This is a genomic window from Streptomyces sp. SID486, from assembly GCF_009865385.1.
GTDB lineage: Bacteria > Actinomycetota > Actinomycetes > Streptomycetales > Streptomycetaceae > Streptomyces.
In genome coordinates this window covers 1-17,153 of the sequence record NZ_WWJT01000142.1, presented here as the reverse complement: position 1 = coordinate 17,153, position 17,153 = coordinate 1, and the positions used below count along the sequence as shown (strand labels likewise).

The 17,153-nt window shown below is 72.4% G+C and carries 12 protein-coding genes; 3 read left to right on the top strand and 9 right to left on the bottom strand.

The window, feature by feature from the left end:
• The coding region (locus GT045_RS07025; RefSeq protein WP_161333632.1) for a GAF domain-containing SpoIIE family protein phosphatase at positions 1–1,557 on the top strand (1,557 nt) is incomplete at its 5' end.
• A gap of 48 nt (positions 1,558–1,605) precedes the next feature.
• On the opposite strand, the gene GT045_RS07020 is transcribed toward GT045_RS07025, so the two are convergent.
• From GT045_RS07020 to GT045_RS07010, 3 genes are all read right to left on the bottom strand, one after another.
• Positions 1,606–1,845 (bottom strand): chaplin, encoded by a 240-nt coding sequence (locus GT045_RS07020; protein ID WP_161333631.1) that lies wholly within the window; start codon positions 1,843–1,845, stop codon positions 1,606–1,608.
• Positions 1,846–1,964: 119 nt separating this feature from the next.
• Complete coding sequence (locus GT045_RS07015) at positions 1,965–4,238, bottom strand: catalase (protein ID WP_161333630.1); 2,274 nt, start codon at positions 4,236–4,238, stop codon at positions 1,965–1,967.
• A gap of 466 nt (positions 4,239–4,704) precedes the next feature.
• Entirely contained in the window at positions 4,705–5,058 is a 354-nt protein-coding gene (locus GT045_RS07010) for an ANTAR domain-containing protein (RefSeq protein WP_161333629.1), read from the bottom strand.
• A 132-nt stretch (positions 5,059–5,190) separates the two neighbouring features.
• Here GT045_RS07010 and GT045_RS07005 point away from each other — a divergent pair, with 132 nt between their 5' ends.
• Positions 5,191–6,144: an AraC family transcriptional regulator gene (locus GT045_RS07005; RefSeq protein WP_161333628.1), complete on the top strand. Its 954-nt coding sequence runs from the start codon at positions 5,191–5,193 to the stop codon at positions 6,142–6,144.
• Between the two features lie 73 nt (positions 6,145–6,217).
• Here GT045_RS07005 and GT045_RS07000 read toward each other — a convergent pair whose 3' ends face one another.
• The 6 genes from GT045_RS07000 to GT045_RS06975 all read right to left on the bottom strand — a co-directional run bounded on the left by GT045_RS07000 (position 6,218) and on the right by GT045_RS06975 (position 15,652).
• Positions 6,218–8,758 (bottom strand): discoidin domain-containing protein, encoded by a 2,541-nt coding sequence (locus GT045_RS07000; protein WP_161333627.1) that lies wholly within the window; start codon positions 8,756–8,758, stop codon positions 6,218–6,220.
• Between the two features lie 176 nt (positions 8,759–8,934).
• Positions 8,935–10,716 carry an RICIN domain-containing protein gene (locus GT045_RS06995; protein WP_345942569.1) on the bottom strand — a complete coding sequence of 594 codons (1,782 nt, stop codon included), beginning with the start codon at positions 10,714–10,716 and terminating at the stop codon, positions 8,935–8,937.
• A gap of 485 nt (positions 10,717–11,201) precedes the next feature.
• On the bottom strand, positions 11,202–11,762 hold the full coding sequence (locus tag GT045_RS06990) for a hypothetical protein (protein ID WP_161333626.1): 561 nt from the start codon (positions 11,760–11,762) through the stop codon (positions 11,202–11,204).
• The gene (locus GT045_RS06985; protein WP_161333625.1) at positions 11,759–12,190 is read right to left on the bottom strand and encodes a hypothetical protein; all 432 of its coding nucleotides are present in this window, start codon (positions 12,188–12,190) and stop codon (positions 11,759–11,761) included. The genes GT045_RS06990 and GT045_RS06985 overlap by 4 nt, the downstream gene beginning before the upstream one ends.
• A 413-nt stretch (positions 12,191–12,603) precedes the next feature.
• Positions 12,604–13,776, bottom strand: coding sequence for an NAD(P)/FAD-dependent oxidoreductase (locus GT045_RS06980; protein ID WP_161333624.1), 1,173 nt, complete (start codon positions 13,774–13,776; stop codon positions 12,604–12,606).
• A gap of 157 nt (positions 13,777–13,933) precedes the next feature.
• On the bottom strand, positions 13,934–15,652 hold the full coding sequence (locus GT045_RS06975; protein WP_161333623.1) for a phosphodiester glycosidase family protein: 1,719 nt from the start codon (positions 15,650–15,652) through the stop codon (positions 13,934–13,936).
• A 371-nt stretch (positions 15,653–16,023) separates the two neighbouring features.
• On the opposite strand from GT045_RS06975, the gene GT045_RS06970 reads away from it, so the two are divergent.
• The gene (locus GT045_RS06970; RefSeq protein WP_237538397.1) at positions 16,024–17,073 is read left to right on the top strand and encodes a Ppx/GppA family phosphatase; all 1,050 of its coding nucleotides are present in this window, start codon (positions 16,024–16,026) and stop codon (positions 17,071–17,073) included.
• Positions 17,074–17,153: the final 80 nt, after the last annotated feature.

The following is a 17,153-nucleotide window of genomic DNA, read 5'->3' as shown; positions in this document are numbered from 1 at the left end:
GCCCGCTTCCTGGCCGCGCTCGGCCCCCGGCTGCGGGACGCCCTCGGCGCGGGCGGCGGCGAACTGACCGTGACCGCCGGCCCCGGCGGCAGGCTGCGGGTCGCCCTCGGCGCGCCGGAGCCCTGGCAGCACACGCTCGACTGCCCCTCCCCCGTGCCCCGCCCGCTTCCCGGCCTGGACGACGTCTCGCTCGCCGAGGCGCTGCTGGACGCCGACGAGGACGCCGCCGCCCTGCTGACGGGCCTGGCCGAGATGGAGGAGCTGCTGCGGCTGCACCGGGAGGAGCTGCACCAGACCAACCAGGGCGTACTGGCGCTGCACGCCGAGCTGGAGGCGGCGGCGCTGGCGCAGCGCGAACTCCTGGACGCCGAGCGGACGGCACGCGCGGAGGCGGAGAAGGCCCGCCGGCTGCTGACCTTCCTGGCCAACGCGAGCGCCGTCCTCAACGCCTCCCTGGACCACGAGGACATCCTGCGCCGGCTGCCCGAGCTGCTGGTCCCGGAGTACGCCCGGCACGTCGACGTGTGGCTCGCGGACGACGAGCGGACCCCGCCGGGTGAGCGGGCGGCGGCCACGGTGGCGGCGGCCCGCACCGGCCGCCCCCAGCACGCCAGTCCCCACCTCGGTGAGCTCCCGGGGGTGGACGACCTGCCGGCCTCGGCGCTCTTCCCGGAGCAGCCGCTGCTCTGTCTGCCGCTGGGCGCGCGCACGGTGCAGGGGGTGCTGACCCTGGCCGCGCCCGGTGACCGCTTCGACCCGGACACCACCGTGATGCTGCTGGAACTGGCCCGGCGGGCGGGCATCGCGCTGGACAACGCCCGCCAGTACGAGCAGCACCGGGATGTCGCCGAGGCCCTGCAGCGGGCCCAGCTCACCGAACTGCCCGCCACCCCCGGCCTGGCGCTGGCCGCCCGCTACCTGCCGGCGACGCACGGCCTGAACATCGGCGGCGACTGGTACGACGCCTTTCCGCAGCCGGACGGCAGTGTGCTGACGGTGATAGGGGACGTCACGGGGCACGGGCTGCGCGCGGCGGTCATCATGGGCCAGCTGCGCACCGCGCTGCGCGCCTACGCCGTCGAGGGCAACGGGCCGGCGCGGATCCTGACCCTGCTGCACCGGATGCTCCGCCACCAGGAGCCGGAGCTGTACGCGACCTGCGCCATCGCCCGGGTCACGCCCGGTGAGCCGGGGGTGGTGTGGGCCGCCGCCGGGCATCCGCCCGCCGTGGCCCGCGACCCCGGCGGTGAGGTGCGGGTGCTGGAGGCGAAGCCGGGGATCATGCTGGGGGTCCCGCTGCCCTACGAGTACGAGGAACACGCCGTCGAGTTGCCGGCCGGGTCCACCTTCGCGCTGTACACGGACGGTCTGGTGGAGCGGCGGTCCGCCGGGATCGACGCGGGTATCGACCGGCTCGCCCGGGCCATGGGGGCGCTCGGCCCGGCGGAGCTGACGGACCTGGACGCGGCCGCCGACTCGCTGCTCAAACCGATGCTGCACGACTCCGAGCACGACGACGACATCTGTCTGCTGCTCTGCCGCACCACGGTGTCGTGAACGGCCGTGCGCCGGCCCCGGTCGCGGGGGCCGGCGCGCGGGCGGACGTCAGCCGGACCGGCAGGCGTCGCCGGCGGCGGGGTTCAACACCCCGACGACGTCGATGCTGTCGCCGCAGAGGTTCAGCCCCAGGTCGACCGGGACCTGGACCACGTTGCCGGAGATGACGCCGGGCTCGGCCGCGACACCGCTCGTGGGATCCGGGTCGGCCGCGACGGCGTTCGCCGCGCCCGCCAGGGCGAGGACACCGGTGAGTACGGTCGTGGCGGCGAAGCTGCGACAACGCATGGTCTGCCTCACCGGTCGGTGTCGGGACGGTTCCCTCTCGACCTGGGGCAGGGGCCGTTCGCCTCTCCTGGTACGCCGTCCGTGCGGTGGCTCGCCCTGGCGTCCCGTCGGCCGCCCGGTCAGGCGGCGGACGGGAAGCGTTCCCAGACCCGGTGGGCGCCGAGCAGCCGGACGATCTGCTGGAACACGGCGGAGGCGCTGTCGCCGGCGATCACCCCTGGGGCGTCGAGCGGGATGCCGGCCGCCTCCAGCGCGATCTGGCCGCCCTTGGCGGCCCCGATGGCCTTGCCGTGCCGGTACGCCTCCGCCAGCAGCAGTCCGACCCGCGGGTCGGGGGTGGCCTGCTGGGAGGTGGGCAGGCCCGCCTTGGCGTCCCGGGCGCCGTAGGCGTCGGCGCCCACACCGGGGGTGCCGGCCACCAGCAGCGCGTCGAACTCCACGGAGCGCGCGGTGGCGTAGGTCCGCTGCACGGCCAGTGCCCCGTCGCCGAGGGTGCCGCCGGCCGGGGCGACGATCAGCGGGACCATGCCGCTGTCGAGCACCTCCTGGCGTACGGCGCTCACCCCGTCCAGGTCGCCGTCGGGGCCGGTGACGATGCCGACGATCCTGCCGTCGGGGGGCCAGGTGTGCCCGAGCTGGGACAGGGCGGGGCTGGGCTCGACGTCGGCCAGGGGCACGGTGGGCGCGGGCGCGGGCAGGCCCAGTCCGGCGGCGACACCCGCGCACAGCTCCGGGTCGATGTTCGCCAGCACCTGCAACGCCCGTTCCCGGATGGCCTGCTCGTAGCACTTGGCGAGTTCGAAGCTGTAGGCGCCGATGATGTGCTCGCGTTCCACCGGGGTCATGCTGAGCCAGAACCGGCGCGGCTGGCTGAAGTGGTCGTCGAACGACTCGGGCGCCGCCCGGACCTTGGTGGCCTCGGGGACGCGTACGGGCGCCTCGACGTAGGCGCCCAGGTCGGCGCCCGCGGTGAACGGGCAGCCTCCGTCGAGGGAGTTGAGGCGGTAGGGGGCCACACCCCGGTGCACGGCCGTCTGGTGGAAGCCGTCGCGCAGCATGTCGTTGACGGGGGCGTGCGGCCGGTTGATCGGGATCTGCGGGAAGTTCGGGCCCGCCAGTCGGGTGATCTGGGTGTCCAGGTAGGAGAACAGCCGGCCGGCCAGCAGCGGGTCGTCGGTGATGTCGATGCCGGGGACGAGGTGGCCGACGTGGAAGGCGACCTGCTCGGTCTCGGCGAAGAAGTTCGAGGGGTTGCGGTTGAGGGTGAGCAGCCCGATCGGCTGCACGGGGGCCAGCTCCTCGGGGACGATGTTCGTCGGGTCCAGCAGGTCGATGCCCTCGAAGGTCTGGTCGGGGGTGTCGGGGAAGGTCTGGATGCCGAACTCCCACTCGGGGTAGGCACCCGCCTCGATCGCGTCGGCGAGGTCGCGGCGGTGGAAGTCGGGGTCCACGCCGTTGATGATCTGCGCCTCCTCCCACACGAGGGAGTGCACACCCAGTTTGGGCTTCCAGTGGAACTTCACCAGGGTCGTCCCGCCGTCGGCGTCGACCAGGCGGAACGTGTGGACGCCGAAGCCCTCCATCGTGCGGTACGAGCGCGGGATGCCCCGGTCTGACATGTTCCACAGGGTGTGGTGGGTGGCCTCGGTGTGCAGGGTGACGAAGTCCCAGAAGGTGTCGTGGGCGCTCTGCGCCTGGGGGATCTCCCGGTCCGGGTGGGGTTTACCGGCGTGGATGACGTCCGGGAACTTGATGGCGTCCTGGATGAAGAACACGGGGATGTTGTTGCCGACCAGGTCGAAGACGCCCTCGCTGGTGTAGAACTTCACCGCGAAGCCCCGGGTGTCGCGGACGGTGTCGGCCGAGCCCCGGGAGCCGAGCACGGTGGAGAAGCGGACGAACACCGGTGTCTCGACGTCCTCGGAGAGGAACGCCGCCTTGGTCACGTTCGCCGCGGTGCCGTAGCTGCGGAACACCCCGTGTGCCCCGGCGCCGCGTGCGTGGACCACGCGCTCGGGGATGCGCTCGTGGTCGAAGTGCATGACCTTCTCGCGCAGGTGGTGGTCCTGCAGGAGCACGGGGCCGCGCGGGCCCGCCTTGAGCGAGTGGTCCGTGTCGTACAGCCGGGTGCCCTGGGCGTTGGTCAGGTAGCTGCCGCTCTGCGCCATCCGCGCCTGGTCGGCGCCGGTGGGCTGCCCGGTCGGGGAGACGGTGTCCGGGCCGGTCTGGTCGGGCTTGGGCGGGTACGGCTCGTGGGGCTCGGTCGGCTCGTCGACCTGAGGTGACTCGGAGCCGGGCTTGCCGGGGATGCCGTCCTCCGGGCCCGCCGGCCCTCCCTGCAGGGCATCCGCCACCTTGCCCGCCGCTCGCTTCAGGGGATTCGTCTCGCTCATCAGTGGCAATTCCTTCGCTGGTCACGGGGCGGGCCCGGCGCGGGCGGTGTCGGTCTCCCGGTGCGCGGTGGCCACGCCGGGGGCATGCGGCCGAGGTGATGGTCGTTTCGGGTGAACTCTCGTCGGAGGGGGGCCTGCGACGGCCCCGTACCGAGGTCCCCGGGCCGGGGCGTCCGAAACCGGGAACCGCGAGGATTCCCGGTCGGGGTGAAGTCGGGCCGTCTCGTGTCGAGTTGCCGGGATGGCTGGCCCGCCGGACGCGCTGGTCCGGACCCGGGGACCGCCGGCAGGGCCATGTGCCCCCTGCCGAGGACGTGTTCGTCTGCAGGGCCGGCTTCTTGACCCGGGGCAGGCGCACACCCGGCCGCCCGCACAGGACACCCTAGGCGGTGACACCGGCCGGCGCAGTTCGAAAGGGACCGGTCACACGAGCGCGGGGGTGTCGTGCCCGGCGGTCCGGTGTCGCTCAGGCCGGGCGGCCGCAGCGGGCCTGTCGCGCGTCCGCCCGCTCGGCGTCACCGGCGCGGGTGCGCGCGTGTTCGACGGCGGCGGCCAGCGCCCGGCGCATCCCCTCGGGGAGGGTGCCGCGGCCCGGCCACTGCACCAGGCAGCGCGCCACCTCCCGCAGTTTGGTGTTGGTGTGCTGCGACATGTGCTTCAGGGCGTCCCAGCCCTGTTCCGGTCGGAGTCCGGACACGGCGATGACCACACCGATCGCCTGGTCGACCAGAGCGTGCGAGACCAGTGCCTGCCGCAACTGGCCGACCTCCTCCTCAAGCGCCGTCAGCTGGTCCACCACCTGCTCGTCACGTCCGGTCATGTGATCACCCTGCGCAGGACGGCCGGGCGGCGACAGCCGGCAGGCGAACAGCTGGGCGAGCCGCAGTCCAGAAAACGAAAAACGCCTGGTCAGCGCGAGCGTGGAAGCGTCATAAGAGGGCATTTTGGGTTCATGGAGTCGCTCACCTTCGACAGCGAGGACCTGGACGTGACGGAGGACTTCCTCAGCCACGCCTACGCCAGGATGCGAATCACCAGCGGGACCCCCGGCGCGACCCGGGCGCACGTCCGCCGCACCGGTGTCTCCTCGATGAGCGTCGACGAGCTGACGCTGGGCTTCGACATGGCCTACTCGGTGACGCCGCTCGGCCGGATCTGTCTGTGCGTGATGCACGAGGGCACCGTGCGGGACCACCGCTTCCAGGGCGTCGAGGACAACTTCGGTCCCGGTGACGTGGTGCTGTTCGCCCCGCCGGACCTGCCGTACTCGGGGCGGATCCGAGACGCCCGGTACAACATCACCATGCTGGACCCGGACCTGCTCTCCCAGGTGGCCACGGGCCCGGACGACGCGAAGCCGGTCCGGCTCACCGGCCACCGGCCGCGGTCCGCGGCGGCGGCACACCAGCTGCGCCGGACGATCACCCATCTACGTGACACGGTGCTCGCCGATCCGGAGATCGCGGACCAGCCGCTGATCGCCTCCACGGCCGCCCAGCACCTGGCCGCGAGCGTCCTGGCCGCGTTCCCCAACACGGCGCTGGACGAGCCCTCCGGCGCCGACCGCCACGACACTCACCCGGCGCTGCTGCGCCGCGCGCTCACCTACATCGACGACCACGCGGACCAGCCCGTCACGGTCGCCGACATCGCCGGCGCGGCCCATGTGACGGTACGCGCGCTGCAGTACGCCTTCCGCCGCCATCTGGACACCACCCCGCTCGCCCACCTGCGCCGGGTACGGCTCGCGCACGCCCACCACGACCTGGTGTCGGCCGATCCCGGCGGCGGGCTCACGGTCACGGAGGTCGCGTCCCGCTGGGGTTTCCACCACCCGGGCCGCTTCGCCTCCCTCTACCGGGACACCTACCACCGGGCACCGCACCGGACGCTGTCCGACGGCTGAACCGGCGTCCCGTACGGAAGCGGGCCTCCGTACGGGACGCGGTGTCAAAGGTGCACCGGGTGCACCGGGTGCGCTACGGGAAGGACGTCACCTTGGACGGGACCGTGCTGGTTCCGGAGGTGGGTGCGCCCGTGCTGTTGACGACATGGGCGTACTGGCCCTGGCCGCCGAGGGAGATCACCAGCAGATCGTGCATCCTGATCCCCGGGCCCGTGGGCACCTGGAAGCCGTGCGCCTGGACGATCGACGGATCGGCCGTGTAGTTGCAGTAGCTGCCCAGCCCCCACGCCTCGTGGGTGGTGACGGAGTCGGCGACCTTGTAGGCCGCGTAGCCGGTGATGCCGTCGTGGGTGACGGCGGCGGCGTTCGGGGCGTCGTACGCCTTCTCGTTCTGGAAGAAGATCGTCCGCCCCCGTTCCCCGTTCCAGTAGACGTCGTACTTGTTGAAGTGCTCGACGAACAGGCCGGTGGCCAGGACGTCGTCGCCGTTCACGCGCAGGCCGTAGTCGGCGCGGTTGGTGTCCCAGCCGACGCCGCTGCCGTGGTCGGCGCGCCAGATCCAGGTGTGGTCGATGACGACGTCGTCGCTGTTGACCACCACGGAGTTCGTGGCCAGACCGGGCCCGGCGCCGCCGACGCGGATGAACACGTCCTGCATGGTGGTGGGGTCGGCGGAGTGGTCGGCACCCGATCCGGGCTCGCCGATCCGCAGCAGGGTGTCGGAGTTGACCGGGCCCGCGTCGATGAGGAACCCGGCGAGCCGCACGCCGTCGACGTCGGCGACGTGCAGGGCGTCGACGCCGTTGTCCGGGACCAGGGTGGCCAGGCCGAGGCCGAGGACGACGGTGTCGGGGCGGGTGACGTCGATGGTCCGGTCGAGGTGGTAGACCCCGGGCGTGAAGAGGAGGTTGAGCCCCTGGGCGAGGGCGGCGTTGATGGTGGCGGCCGTCGCGCCGGGCTTGACGACGTAGAACCGGTCGAGCGGCAGGGACGTGCCCGCGTTCGCGGGCCAGGAGACGCCGCGGGCGTTCGTGCGCTTGGCGGGGACGAACACCTTGTAGGCGGAGCCGTCCAGGTAGAGGAAGGGCTTCTCACGCGAGACGGGGGTGGTGTCCAGCGTGGTGTACGGCCCGCTGTCGAAGTTGGTGGCGGGTGCGCCCTGGACGCCGGAGAAGGTCATGTTCCACACGCCGTTGGTCCAGCCGCCGACCGAGCTGTCCCGGGTGTACCACTGCTGCTGCGAGTACGGTCCGACCGTGCCGTCGATCTTCGAGTCGGCGATGTAGCCGCCGGACGCCCAGCCGTAGCCGTTGGGGGCGAGGTTGAGGCCGCCCTTGACGTGGATACGGCGGAAGGGTGCCGCCTGCGCGACGGCCCAGCGGTCGGTGCCGTTGGACGGGGTGATGGCGAGGTTCTCCGCGGAGCGCCAGAAGTTCTGGGTGGCGTTGCCGTTGAACCAGCCCGCGTCGACGGTCACATCGCCGTTGATCTGGGTGTCGTCGGGGTTCAGACCGAGTCCCGAGATCGAGGTGTAGAAGCCGATCTGGGCGTTGATGCCGTTGTAGGTGCCGGGTTTCAGCAGGAACTGGTAGCGGCCGGTGCCGAACTGGGCCGACTCCTGCTTGGCGAAGACGTCGTCGAACTTCTGCTGGAGGTTAGGCGTGGAGGGGTCGACCACGATGACGTTCGGGCCGAGGTCGCCGCCGCCCTCGACCGGCGGGACGCCGGTGGTGCCGGTGTGCACGGCGACCTCCCACAGGGAGTAGCCGTAGCCGGTGCCGCGGGCGGTGCCGTAGATCCGCACGTACCGGCCGGAGCCGCTGACGTCGTAGGAGGCCGTGCCGCCGGTCGCTCCGGTGACGCTCTTGAGCGTGTTCCAGTTCTGTCCGTCGGAGGACGCCTGGATCTGGAAGTCCTTGCCGTAGGCGGCCTCCCAGGACAGGTCCACCTTGCAGAGGTCCTGGACGGAACCGAGGTCCACCTGGAGCCACTGCGGGTCGGCGGCCTGGCTGGACCAGCGGGTGGTGGTGCTGCCGTCGACGGCGGCGGACGCGGGAGTGCCGGCGTTCTCCGTGGAGGAGGCGGTGGCGGTCCTGCCCCGGGCGGCGTCGGCGGTGCCGCAGGTCGCCTGGCCGCCGTCGGTACTGCCGAACACCTGGAACTCCCAGAGGGAATAGCCCCATTGGGTGGCCCGGTGGACGCCGAGCATGCGGACGTAGCGGCCCTGCCCGGACACGTCGAGGGTGTCGACCCCGCCGTCCGATCCGGTGACGGACTTCAGGTCGTTCCAGGTGGCGCCGTCCGCGGATATCTGGACCTTGTAGTCCTTGCCGTAGGCGGCCTCCCAGTTCAGGACCACCCGGGTGACGGTGGCGGTGCCGCCCAGGTCGACCCGGAGCCACTGGTCGTCGCCCGCGGCCGAGGACCAGCGGGTCCCCGTGTCGCCGTCGACGGCCAGGGAGGCGGCGGTGCCGGTGTTCTCCTGGGACGACGCGGTGGTCGTCTTCCCCTGGGACAGGGGGGTTTCGGCCGCGGCGGCCGAGGACTGCGTGACGGGCAGGGCGATCAGCGCGGCCGTGGCGGACAGCGCGACGCCCAGGGATCTCCATCTCATGCGGCGGCTCCAGAGGGATGCGGGGTCCGACGGGCTGACCCCGTGGCTTAGTTCATGTTTTGATTTAAGTGATGAACCAAGCGGCCCACAAGCCTTCGGACGCGATCTCCTTCAATCGGTGCGCGGGGCGGCGCCGACCGGTCCGCCACGCGCACCGGTGCTCCGGCCGGCGGGAGTCAGTCCCCGGCGGGCGTGAAGGACAGGGTCTGTTCGGCCGCGGTGCGTCCGCCGCCGAGGGAGCCGGCACCGGTGGCCGTCCAGCTCCGCGGCGGGGTGGTCTCGGCCCGGCGGCCGGAGGCGGCGGAGAGACCGAGCACCAGCCCGCTGTAGCGGTTGACCAGGCGGTAGGCGCCCGCGGACGAGGCGGGGAGCACGAACCACTGCTGTCCGACGGCCGGTCCGCCGGCCCGCCGTGCGGTGACCGTGGGCCTGGCGCCCCAGGCACGGCCGGCGGTGCCGGTGGAGTCCACGCCCAGCAGCCGGCCGGTCGCCGTGTTGGTGAGGGTGAAGGCACCGTCACCCGTCGGGGTGAAGACCCACGAGGCGCGGGCGGAGCCCGTGGACCGGGCCACGGAGGTGACGGCCGAGCCGCCGGACGCCTGGGCGAGGATCCGGCCGGTCCCGCCGGCGACGCGGTAGGCGCGGCCGGTGTCCACGGGCGGCGCGGCGGGCGCGGAGGAGGCCACGGTGAGGTCGACGTACTCGCCGGAGGAGCCGCGGGAGCAGCCGAAGGAGCAGTAGGCGCGGAAGGTCTTCCCGACGACTGCCGAACCGGTGCGGCTGGCGCCGTCCAGGAACCAGCGGTACCAGGAGGCGGTGGTGTAGTCGCCGGTGTCCCCGATGAGTTCCCACTTCTGGCGGGCCAGGTCGTCGGTGGCGTAGAGGTACTGCGGTGCGTCGCCGCTCTGGTCGACGGCCTGCGGGGTGCCGATGTACCGGCCCAGGTAGGCGTCGTAGGCGATGTTCATCACGAACAGCGGGGAGGTGGGGGGTGTCTTGCCGGCCGCGATCTGTTCGGCGGCGGTGCCGGTGTTGGCCGGGTCGTACTCGGCCGTGGCCGGGGTGTAGCCGGTGGGGTGGCTCGCGTCGACGGGGACGATGTTGCTCTCCCGGCCGCCCGTGCCGGGCTGCGTCCAGGCACCGTCGTACCACTTGCGCCAGGAGCCGGGGGCCATCTTCGCGGCGATGGGGGCGCGTGCCACGTGCTCGTAGAACGCCTTCCAGCTGCCGTTCTTGTCGACGATCCGCGAGCCGTAGTAGACGTAGAAGTAGCCGGAGGCGGTGTCGGCGAAGAGGCGCTGGTCGCCGTCGCCGTAGGAGTACGTCTGGTGCGGGAAGGCCGTGGAGTCGCCGCGCTTCGTGCTGTACGGCGAGGTGATCACATGGTTCTTGATCGTCCAGGTGCGGCCCCGGTCGGTGGAGACGGCGTAGTCGATGGCGTCGTAGTGCAGTCTGTCGCCGAACGGCTGGGGGGTGAACTCGTTGTGCACCAGCCCGTACCAGTCGCCGGTGTCGGGATCGACCCACACGCCGGACAGGTCGCAGTAGTTCTTCTGCGCGTAGCCCGAGCCGGCCGGGGCGTAGGTCGACTCGCGGCCGGTCGGGCTGTTGTTGCAGCGCCAGGTGGTGTCGTCGTTGCGGTCTGCGGGGTTGGCCGGGTCGGCCGCCTCGCTGAGCTTCCGGTCGTACGTCGCGGAGTCGAAGTCCCTGCCGGTGTAGAAGTCCCAGACGCGTGGGTCGTCGGCGCCGTAGAGCGCGGCGGACTGCTGGTAGTGGAAGGTGCCGTCGCGGTCGAGGTACGGGGTGGCGGGGGTGTCCGTGGGGTGCGTGAACGGCACCGGGGATCCCACGGTCACGGTGTAGCCCGGGGCGGCCTGCGCGGGAAGGGCGGTGCCGCCGCCCAGGACGAGGGCGAGGGCCGCGGCCACGGCACCGCCCGCTCTGTTCAACAGTCGCACGGTAGCTCCTGGTTGCCGAAGGACCGGTTGCACGGAACGATCCGGCCCCGGCATCACCGCGGCAATGGACTCCCGCACTCCGCCTCTTGCACTTTCGTGCGCGGATCCGGTCCTGATCGGCCAGGTTCGCGCACCGAAGACGTTGAGGGGTGGGGGCGCGGCCGGCACGGAGTCACCGGGCGGCCGACGGGACTTCCGCACGCGGCCGGCGGACCTCCACTCGCGGCCGGCGGGGCGGCGGGACCGGTGACCTGCCGACTCCCCGGGCTGGCTCGGCCCGGGCGGACCGGTGGCCTGCCGTCTCCCATGCAGTTGCTTCAAGAGCCTGGACGAAGCGGTCGGCGCCCGCGCCGTCGCCCAGGTCCAGCAGTGGCGCTCAGGGTCGCACTTCCGGCGATCGTGCTCATGCCAGCTTGACCTGGGTGCGACTACGGCCGTTCTTCGACCGTCCCGTCATGGACGGTGGCCGGGTTACGCACACATCGCTACCACCCTGCGACTTCCCAGCAAGGAGACCACCACTCCTTCCGGTCCTTCTCTGCTTTGTCTAGCGCGTCTGACGACTTTTCGTCCCAATCGCCTCGCCTGTCGGCCACCTGCCGGAATGCCTCAATATCCTGGATCGTGTACCGAATCGACCTGGCAATCTTGGGATCGCCCACAGTCCGAGCCGCCTCTTCCAGTTGTTCGACGTACCTCGTTGTCGACACGTCATCGACGGGGCCCGGCAGTCCGCTTTGATAGTAGGCGTGCAGTGCTTGGTCACAGGCTGCATGTTTCGCGTTGGCCTGCTGGTTCTTCTTCTGGACGTGGTCGTAGGCCCACCACGCTCCACCGCCGAGGATTCCCACCGCGATCAGAGTGACGAGTCCATTCTTCACCGACGTGACAACAGCACCCCACGGGAACACCACGGTGCGCTTGCCCGGAGCATGGAAGTGGTTGTTCTGGACACTATGGTTCCCGTCCTGCACGGCGGCCGGACCATGGAATTCACCGCGCTTGGGACTACTACGGCCATGGTGATCAGGCTGTGGTGCGGTCATCGGCTGTGGCCGAAGTGATTTTCCTGATGGTTGTTGTCGCCCGTCTGGATCGCGGTCGGGCCGTGGAAGGCACTGCCCGCGAAGAAGGCTGAGGCGTCATTCGGAGCGAGAGCCACACTGTCGATCAGCGCGCGAAGTTCCGCGACCGCCGCGTGCAGCTCAGCACCTTCCAGCCGAGTCAGCAGAACCACGAACTCAGCCTGCCAGGCAGCGGCATGGCTGCCCGCCGTTCCTCCGTCAGGGCGGTCCGTCAGTGCTGCCGCGGTCCGGTCCAGACGTCGCCTCTCCGATTCCTCACTCTCGTGGCTCCCTCGAGTCATCAGGCGTGCGGCGCGATCCCGGATCGCATTCCACCCATCCGTGCCGGCCGCCTGCACCATGGATGCGCCCCCAGCCGAGGCCAACGCCAAGAGCGACTCCGAGATCATCCGCCCACTCCCTCCGAGGACGGCCCTTCACAATGAGCCGCCTTCCCCTAAGTACCAATGAAATCAGAACACTTGATGTGGCGCGACGTGGCGCGAACCAGACCACACCAGCCCTGGCACTGGAGCAGGCTCTTGGCTTGGGGAGGGAAGGCGGTTGAGTACGAGGCGCGGGTTTACCGGCGCCTCGGTGCTTCTTCACCTTCTTGGCCGGGCTGTTGGCCCATCGGCCCGGACCGACCTTGCTGGGCCGCTCCGAGTCCTCAGGATCGACCACCGCAGCGGCTTCTTGATCGCTCGGGGCCACTCCCGGCCCGACCGGGATGGCAACCGGCTCCCGGCCCGCACCCCTCCATGAGCTGACCAACGGCCCAGCCGGCTCAGAAGCACCTGCATCGGCCTGCCGTCTCCCCGGGTCAGTTCGGCTCGGGCGGGGCGGCGGGTAGCGGGGTGTCCCAGTCCAGTTGGCGGACGAGGCTCTCGTCCGGTCCGGCGGGGCGGGCCGTGGCCGGTGCCGGGGTGGACGGGGCGCGGGTGCCGCGGGAGAGGCCGCCGCTGACGGTGATGTTGTGCTCCACCCGCGGCCGGCGGTGCCGCTCGTAGGCCGCGAACGCGGCCTCGGGGCCGGGCAGGTCGCGCAGTGCCTTGGCGAGGACGACGGCGTCCTCCAGGGCCATCGAGGCACCCTGGCCGGTGGCAGGCGAGGCCGCGTGGGCCGAGTCGCCGACGAGCAGGACGCGTCCGGTGTGCCAGGCGGTGCCGAGCGGCAGTTCCGTGGCGTCGGTGACCATGATCGCGTCGGCGGACGCCTCGACCAGGCCGGCGGCGGGCGTCGCGTCCTCCCGCAGCAGCGGCAGCAGTTGTCCGCGCAGTGCGGTGGCCGGCACGGCGGACGCCCCGGGGGCCGAAGGCTCGCCGGCCACGCGGGCGAACCAGTACCCCTCCCCCGCCGGGGACACCGCGTATCCGAAGGCGGCCCCGCTGCCCCGCACCATGGTGATGGCCCCTTCCGGCCCGGTCCCGGCCGCCGACGCGGTGGCGGTGTAGCCGTAGTAGACCCGCTGCCCGGCGTGGACGGGCCGCGCCCCGGGCAGCAGCAGCCGGCGCACGGTCGAGCGCAGCCCGTCGGCTCCGACCAGCAGGTCGGCGGTGGCCGTGCTGCCGTCGGCGAAACGGGCGGTGACGGCGTCCGGGCCGTCCGTCACGGACACCAGCCGGGCACCGTGGCGCAGCCGGATGCCGCGCCGCAGCGCCTCGCCCTGGAGGGCCGCGTTCAGCTCCCCGCGGCGCACGCACCGGTAGCGCAGGGCGGGGTCGTCCGCTCCGGCCAGCGGTACGTGCGTCACCTCGGCGCCCCGGCTGTCGAGCAGCCGCAGCGAAGTCAGCGGAAAACCGACGGCCGTGACGGCGTCCGTAGCGCCCAGTTGGGCCAGCGCGCGCATGCCGTTGCTCGCGAGGGTCAGGAAGGCCCCGATGTCCTCGGCCGTGTCCGGGTGGGCCTCGGACACGGCGACGTCGAAGCCGGCCTTGTGCAGCCCCAGGGCGGTCGCGGTTCCCGCGATGCCACCGCCGATCACCAGTACCCTCATCGCATCCGCTCCGGTCTCCTGCCGCCTCTGCGCGCCGGCAGTGGTCCCGGCCATCTAAAAGCAGCGGTGACGACGCCGGGGAGGGAAGGGCCGAGATCCGGACACGGCAGGCTCGGGGCCGCGGCCGGGCCGGGCCGGGCCGGGCCCCGGGCGGTCGTCAGTGACCCGCCGGAAGGATCTGGACGGTGTCTCCGACCGGGCGTTCCCCGGCGGCGTCGGACGGGTGGTTGGCCAGCTCGCCGTCGACGGCCATCGCGGTGGAGCCGCCGCCGTCGAGGTTCATCGCCTGCACGGCACCGAGCGACTTCATGAACGCGGCCGCCTCGTAGACGGTGAACCCCTCGCTGCCGCTGGTCTGCCGCCCGTCCACCGTCGCGAGGAGCAGCCGGCCGCGCTTGTCGACACCCGCGAGGGTGCGCGGCTGGCGGACGTGGACCCACGCGTATCCGAAGGACGTGTACTCGGGGTCGACCACGCCTTCGGCGGCGGCGTCGATGTCGATACGGCCGTCCTTCACCAGCGTCGGGGCCGCGCTGACGATGGAGTCGGCACCGCCGAGTACGACAGGCTTGCCCGCGGCCGTGCGGACGGCCTCGTCCACCCGGATGCGGCTGTGGAGCCTGGCGTGGGCCTTCAGCCAGGTGGCCGCGCGCCCGATGCCCTGGAGCACGTGCCCGTTCGCGGGTACCCGGCCGCCGCGCGCGCCGACGGAGACGACCTGGCCGGACGCGTTCAGCACGGCCTGTGTGCCGGCTCCGGTGGGCAGGCCGGCCTGGAAGGCGGGGGTGAACTGGACCATGTCGTCGGCCAGTCGGCAGTTCACGTCCTGCCAGGGGTGTTCGCTGGGTGTGCTGCCGGGCCGGCCGCAGCCGCGGACGGTGCCGGGCAGCCGGTTGATGCCCTGGATCCGGTAGGCGGCCTTGCCCGAGCGGGCGGTGGCGGTGCTCGTGAGGTCCTCGATCCGCAGGGCGCGGCCGCCGTCCTCGATGACCAGTGCGGAGCGGGAGCCGGACGCCATCGACTCCAGCTCGCCGCGGTAGGCGCCGATCCCGGTCATGGTGCCCGGCACGCCGTCGGCCTGGGTCATCACGAAGAAGCCGCCGTTGACCCCGACCAGGGAGTCCAGTTCGCGCGCCACCGCCGTGGTGGTCTCACGGCGTGCCACGTTGCCGTGGTGCGTGGCTTCGATCCGTCCCTCGAAGGTCTTCGGGTCGATGACGGCCACACGGATGTTCTCCCGGTCGGCCGGCTCCTGGATGTCGTATCCGGTCCAGGTCACGGTCGTGTGGAACCCGGCGGCGACGACCGCCGACGCCGCCGTCTTCGCCTCCTGCTGGGTGGCGAAGCGGCCGATGCGGACCCGGACCCCCAGCAGCCCGTGGGGGGTGTCGGCGAACCGGGGCCACTGGACGCTCTCCTGGCGTGGCTTCAGGCCGGCCCGGGTCAGGTCGCGCACCGTCGTCCGGGCCCAGCCGAGGGTGCCGACCTCGGCCCAGCTCAGGGGTGCGTCGGGGTCGTTCGAGGTCCACCGGCTCTTGCTCGGGGCCTGTACGGTGACGGTCCAGGAGTGTCTCGCGCCGGGGTGCAGGACGATCCCGGTGCGGACCGTGACTCCGGGGGCGAGGGTCTGTGTCGTCCACCGCTCGATCACCGCGGCCTTCGCGGTCCCCGCCGCCGGGGCCGCCTGCGCCGCGGGGGCCGCCTGCACGGTGCGTGCCGCGTGCGCCGTGTGCCCCGTGGGGGTGTACGCCGAGCCGGCCTCGGCCGCGCCGGACAGGAAGGCCGGTGCCGTCACGGCGAACACGACGGTGGTCGCGAGCCGGGCACGGACACCGGCGGAGCTCCGTGCAGCACCCTGGACATGGATGTGACGCATGCGCATGCACCTCACGAACGGTTGGGGCGCGGCAACGCACCTCGGCAACTGTCGTCCACTTCACCGTTCGCAGATGACGACCACCGGCTCGCGAACCGAAGGGATCACGACGGGTATGTGAACTCCGCAGCGCCGCCACAGGGTTTCTTCCCACGCCTCGACCGCGCCACGCGGACTTACGGACTGCGAATCGGCGAGGTTCCGCCGAGGGCCGTGCCGACGCCCTCCGGATGCGGGCCGTGCGCCCGTGCGCCACGGTCGCGTCAGGGGGCTGCCGCGCGGGCCGGTCCCGAGGCGCGTACCGGGCGGCTGTGCACCGGCACGCCCCCTGTGCGAGGGGTCGTGGCCGTCGAATTGGGTACTTCCCGGCCATGCGGGTGAGTGTGGTGGACGCGGGATCGAACACGGTCCGACTGGTGATCGCCGATGTGGAGGGTGGCGTTCCGCTGCCGGTGCACACGGTCAAGTGGAAGCTGCGCCTGTCCGAACAGGTCGGCCCCGACGGCACCATCGCCGAGGAGGCGGTGGAGCGGCTGGTCAGGGCGGTCGGCGCGGCGGGGGCCACGGCGCGAAGATGGCACGCGGCGGGTCCGCTGGCCTTCGCGACCACGGTGGTCCGCAACGCGCCCAACCGCCATGAGGTGCTGCAGCGGGTGGCGTCGGGGACGGGGATGCGCATGTGCACGCTGCCCGGTGAGACGGAGGCCGAGCTGACCTTCCTGGCGGCCCGCCGCTGGCTGGGCTGGAAGGCGGGCCCGCTGGCGCTGCTCGACATCGGCGGCGGCTCGCTGGACGTCGCCTTCGGGAGGGGCCGGCTGCCCGACTTCGCCGCGTCCCTGCCGCTCGGCGCGAACCGGCTGACCCGGGAGTACCTGGACGCCGGGGACCCGCCCGGGCCGGGCGAGCTGAAGGAGCTGCGCCGCCGTATCCGCCATGAACTGCGGGACGTCGCCTCGCGGATCCGCTGGGAGCGGCCACGCACCGCCGCCGTCACCTCGCGTACGTTCCAGCAGCTGGCCCGGCTGTGCGGGGCCGCGCCGGGGCGGTTCGGGCCGTTCGTGGAGCGGGAGCTGGCCTGCCGGGACCTGCGCGCCGCGGTACGCGCCCTGGCCGAACTGCCCGCGGCCGAACGGGCCCAGCTGCCCGGGATCTCCGCGCCCCGCGCCGCTCAGAGCCTGGCGGGCGCGGTCGTCGGACACACGGCCCTGAAGCTGATGGGCCTGCCGCGGGCCGTCGTCTGCCCGTGGGCGATCCGCGAGGGTGTGCTGCTGCGGTACGTGGAGGACGGCGCCGACTGGTGGACGGACGCCACCGGCACCGCCGACACCGCGGCACCCGTCCCCGAAGGCCCCTTCGTCCGTCGCGAGCCCGCCGTCGTCACCGGCCGGCCGTCGCCCGCACTCCTGGCCGGCCCCGCGTGACCGACGCCGGGTCGCCTTCCCTCCCTCACCCGGCTTCGCCGTGCGGGGAGACCGGGACGCCGCGGCCGGGCGCGGGAGCG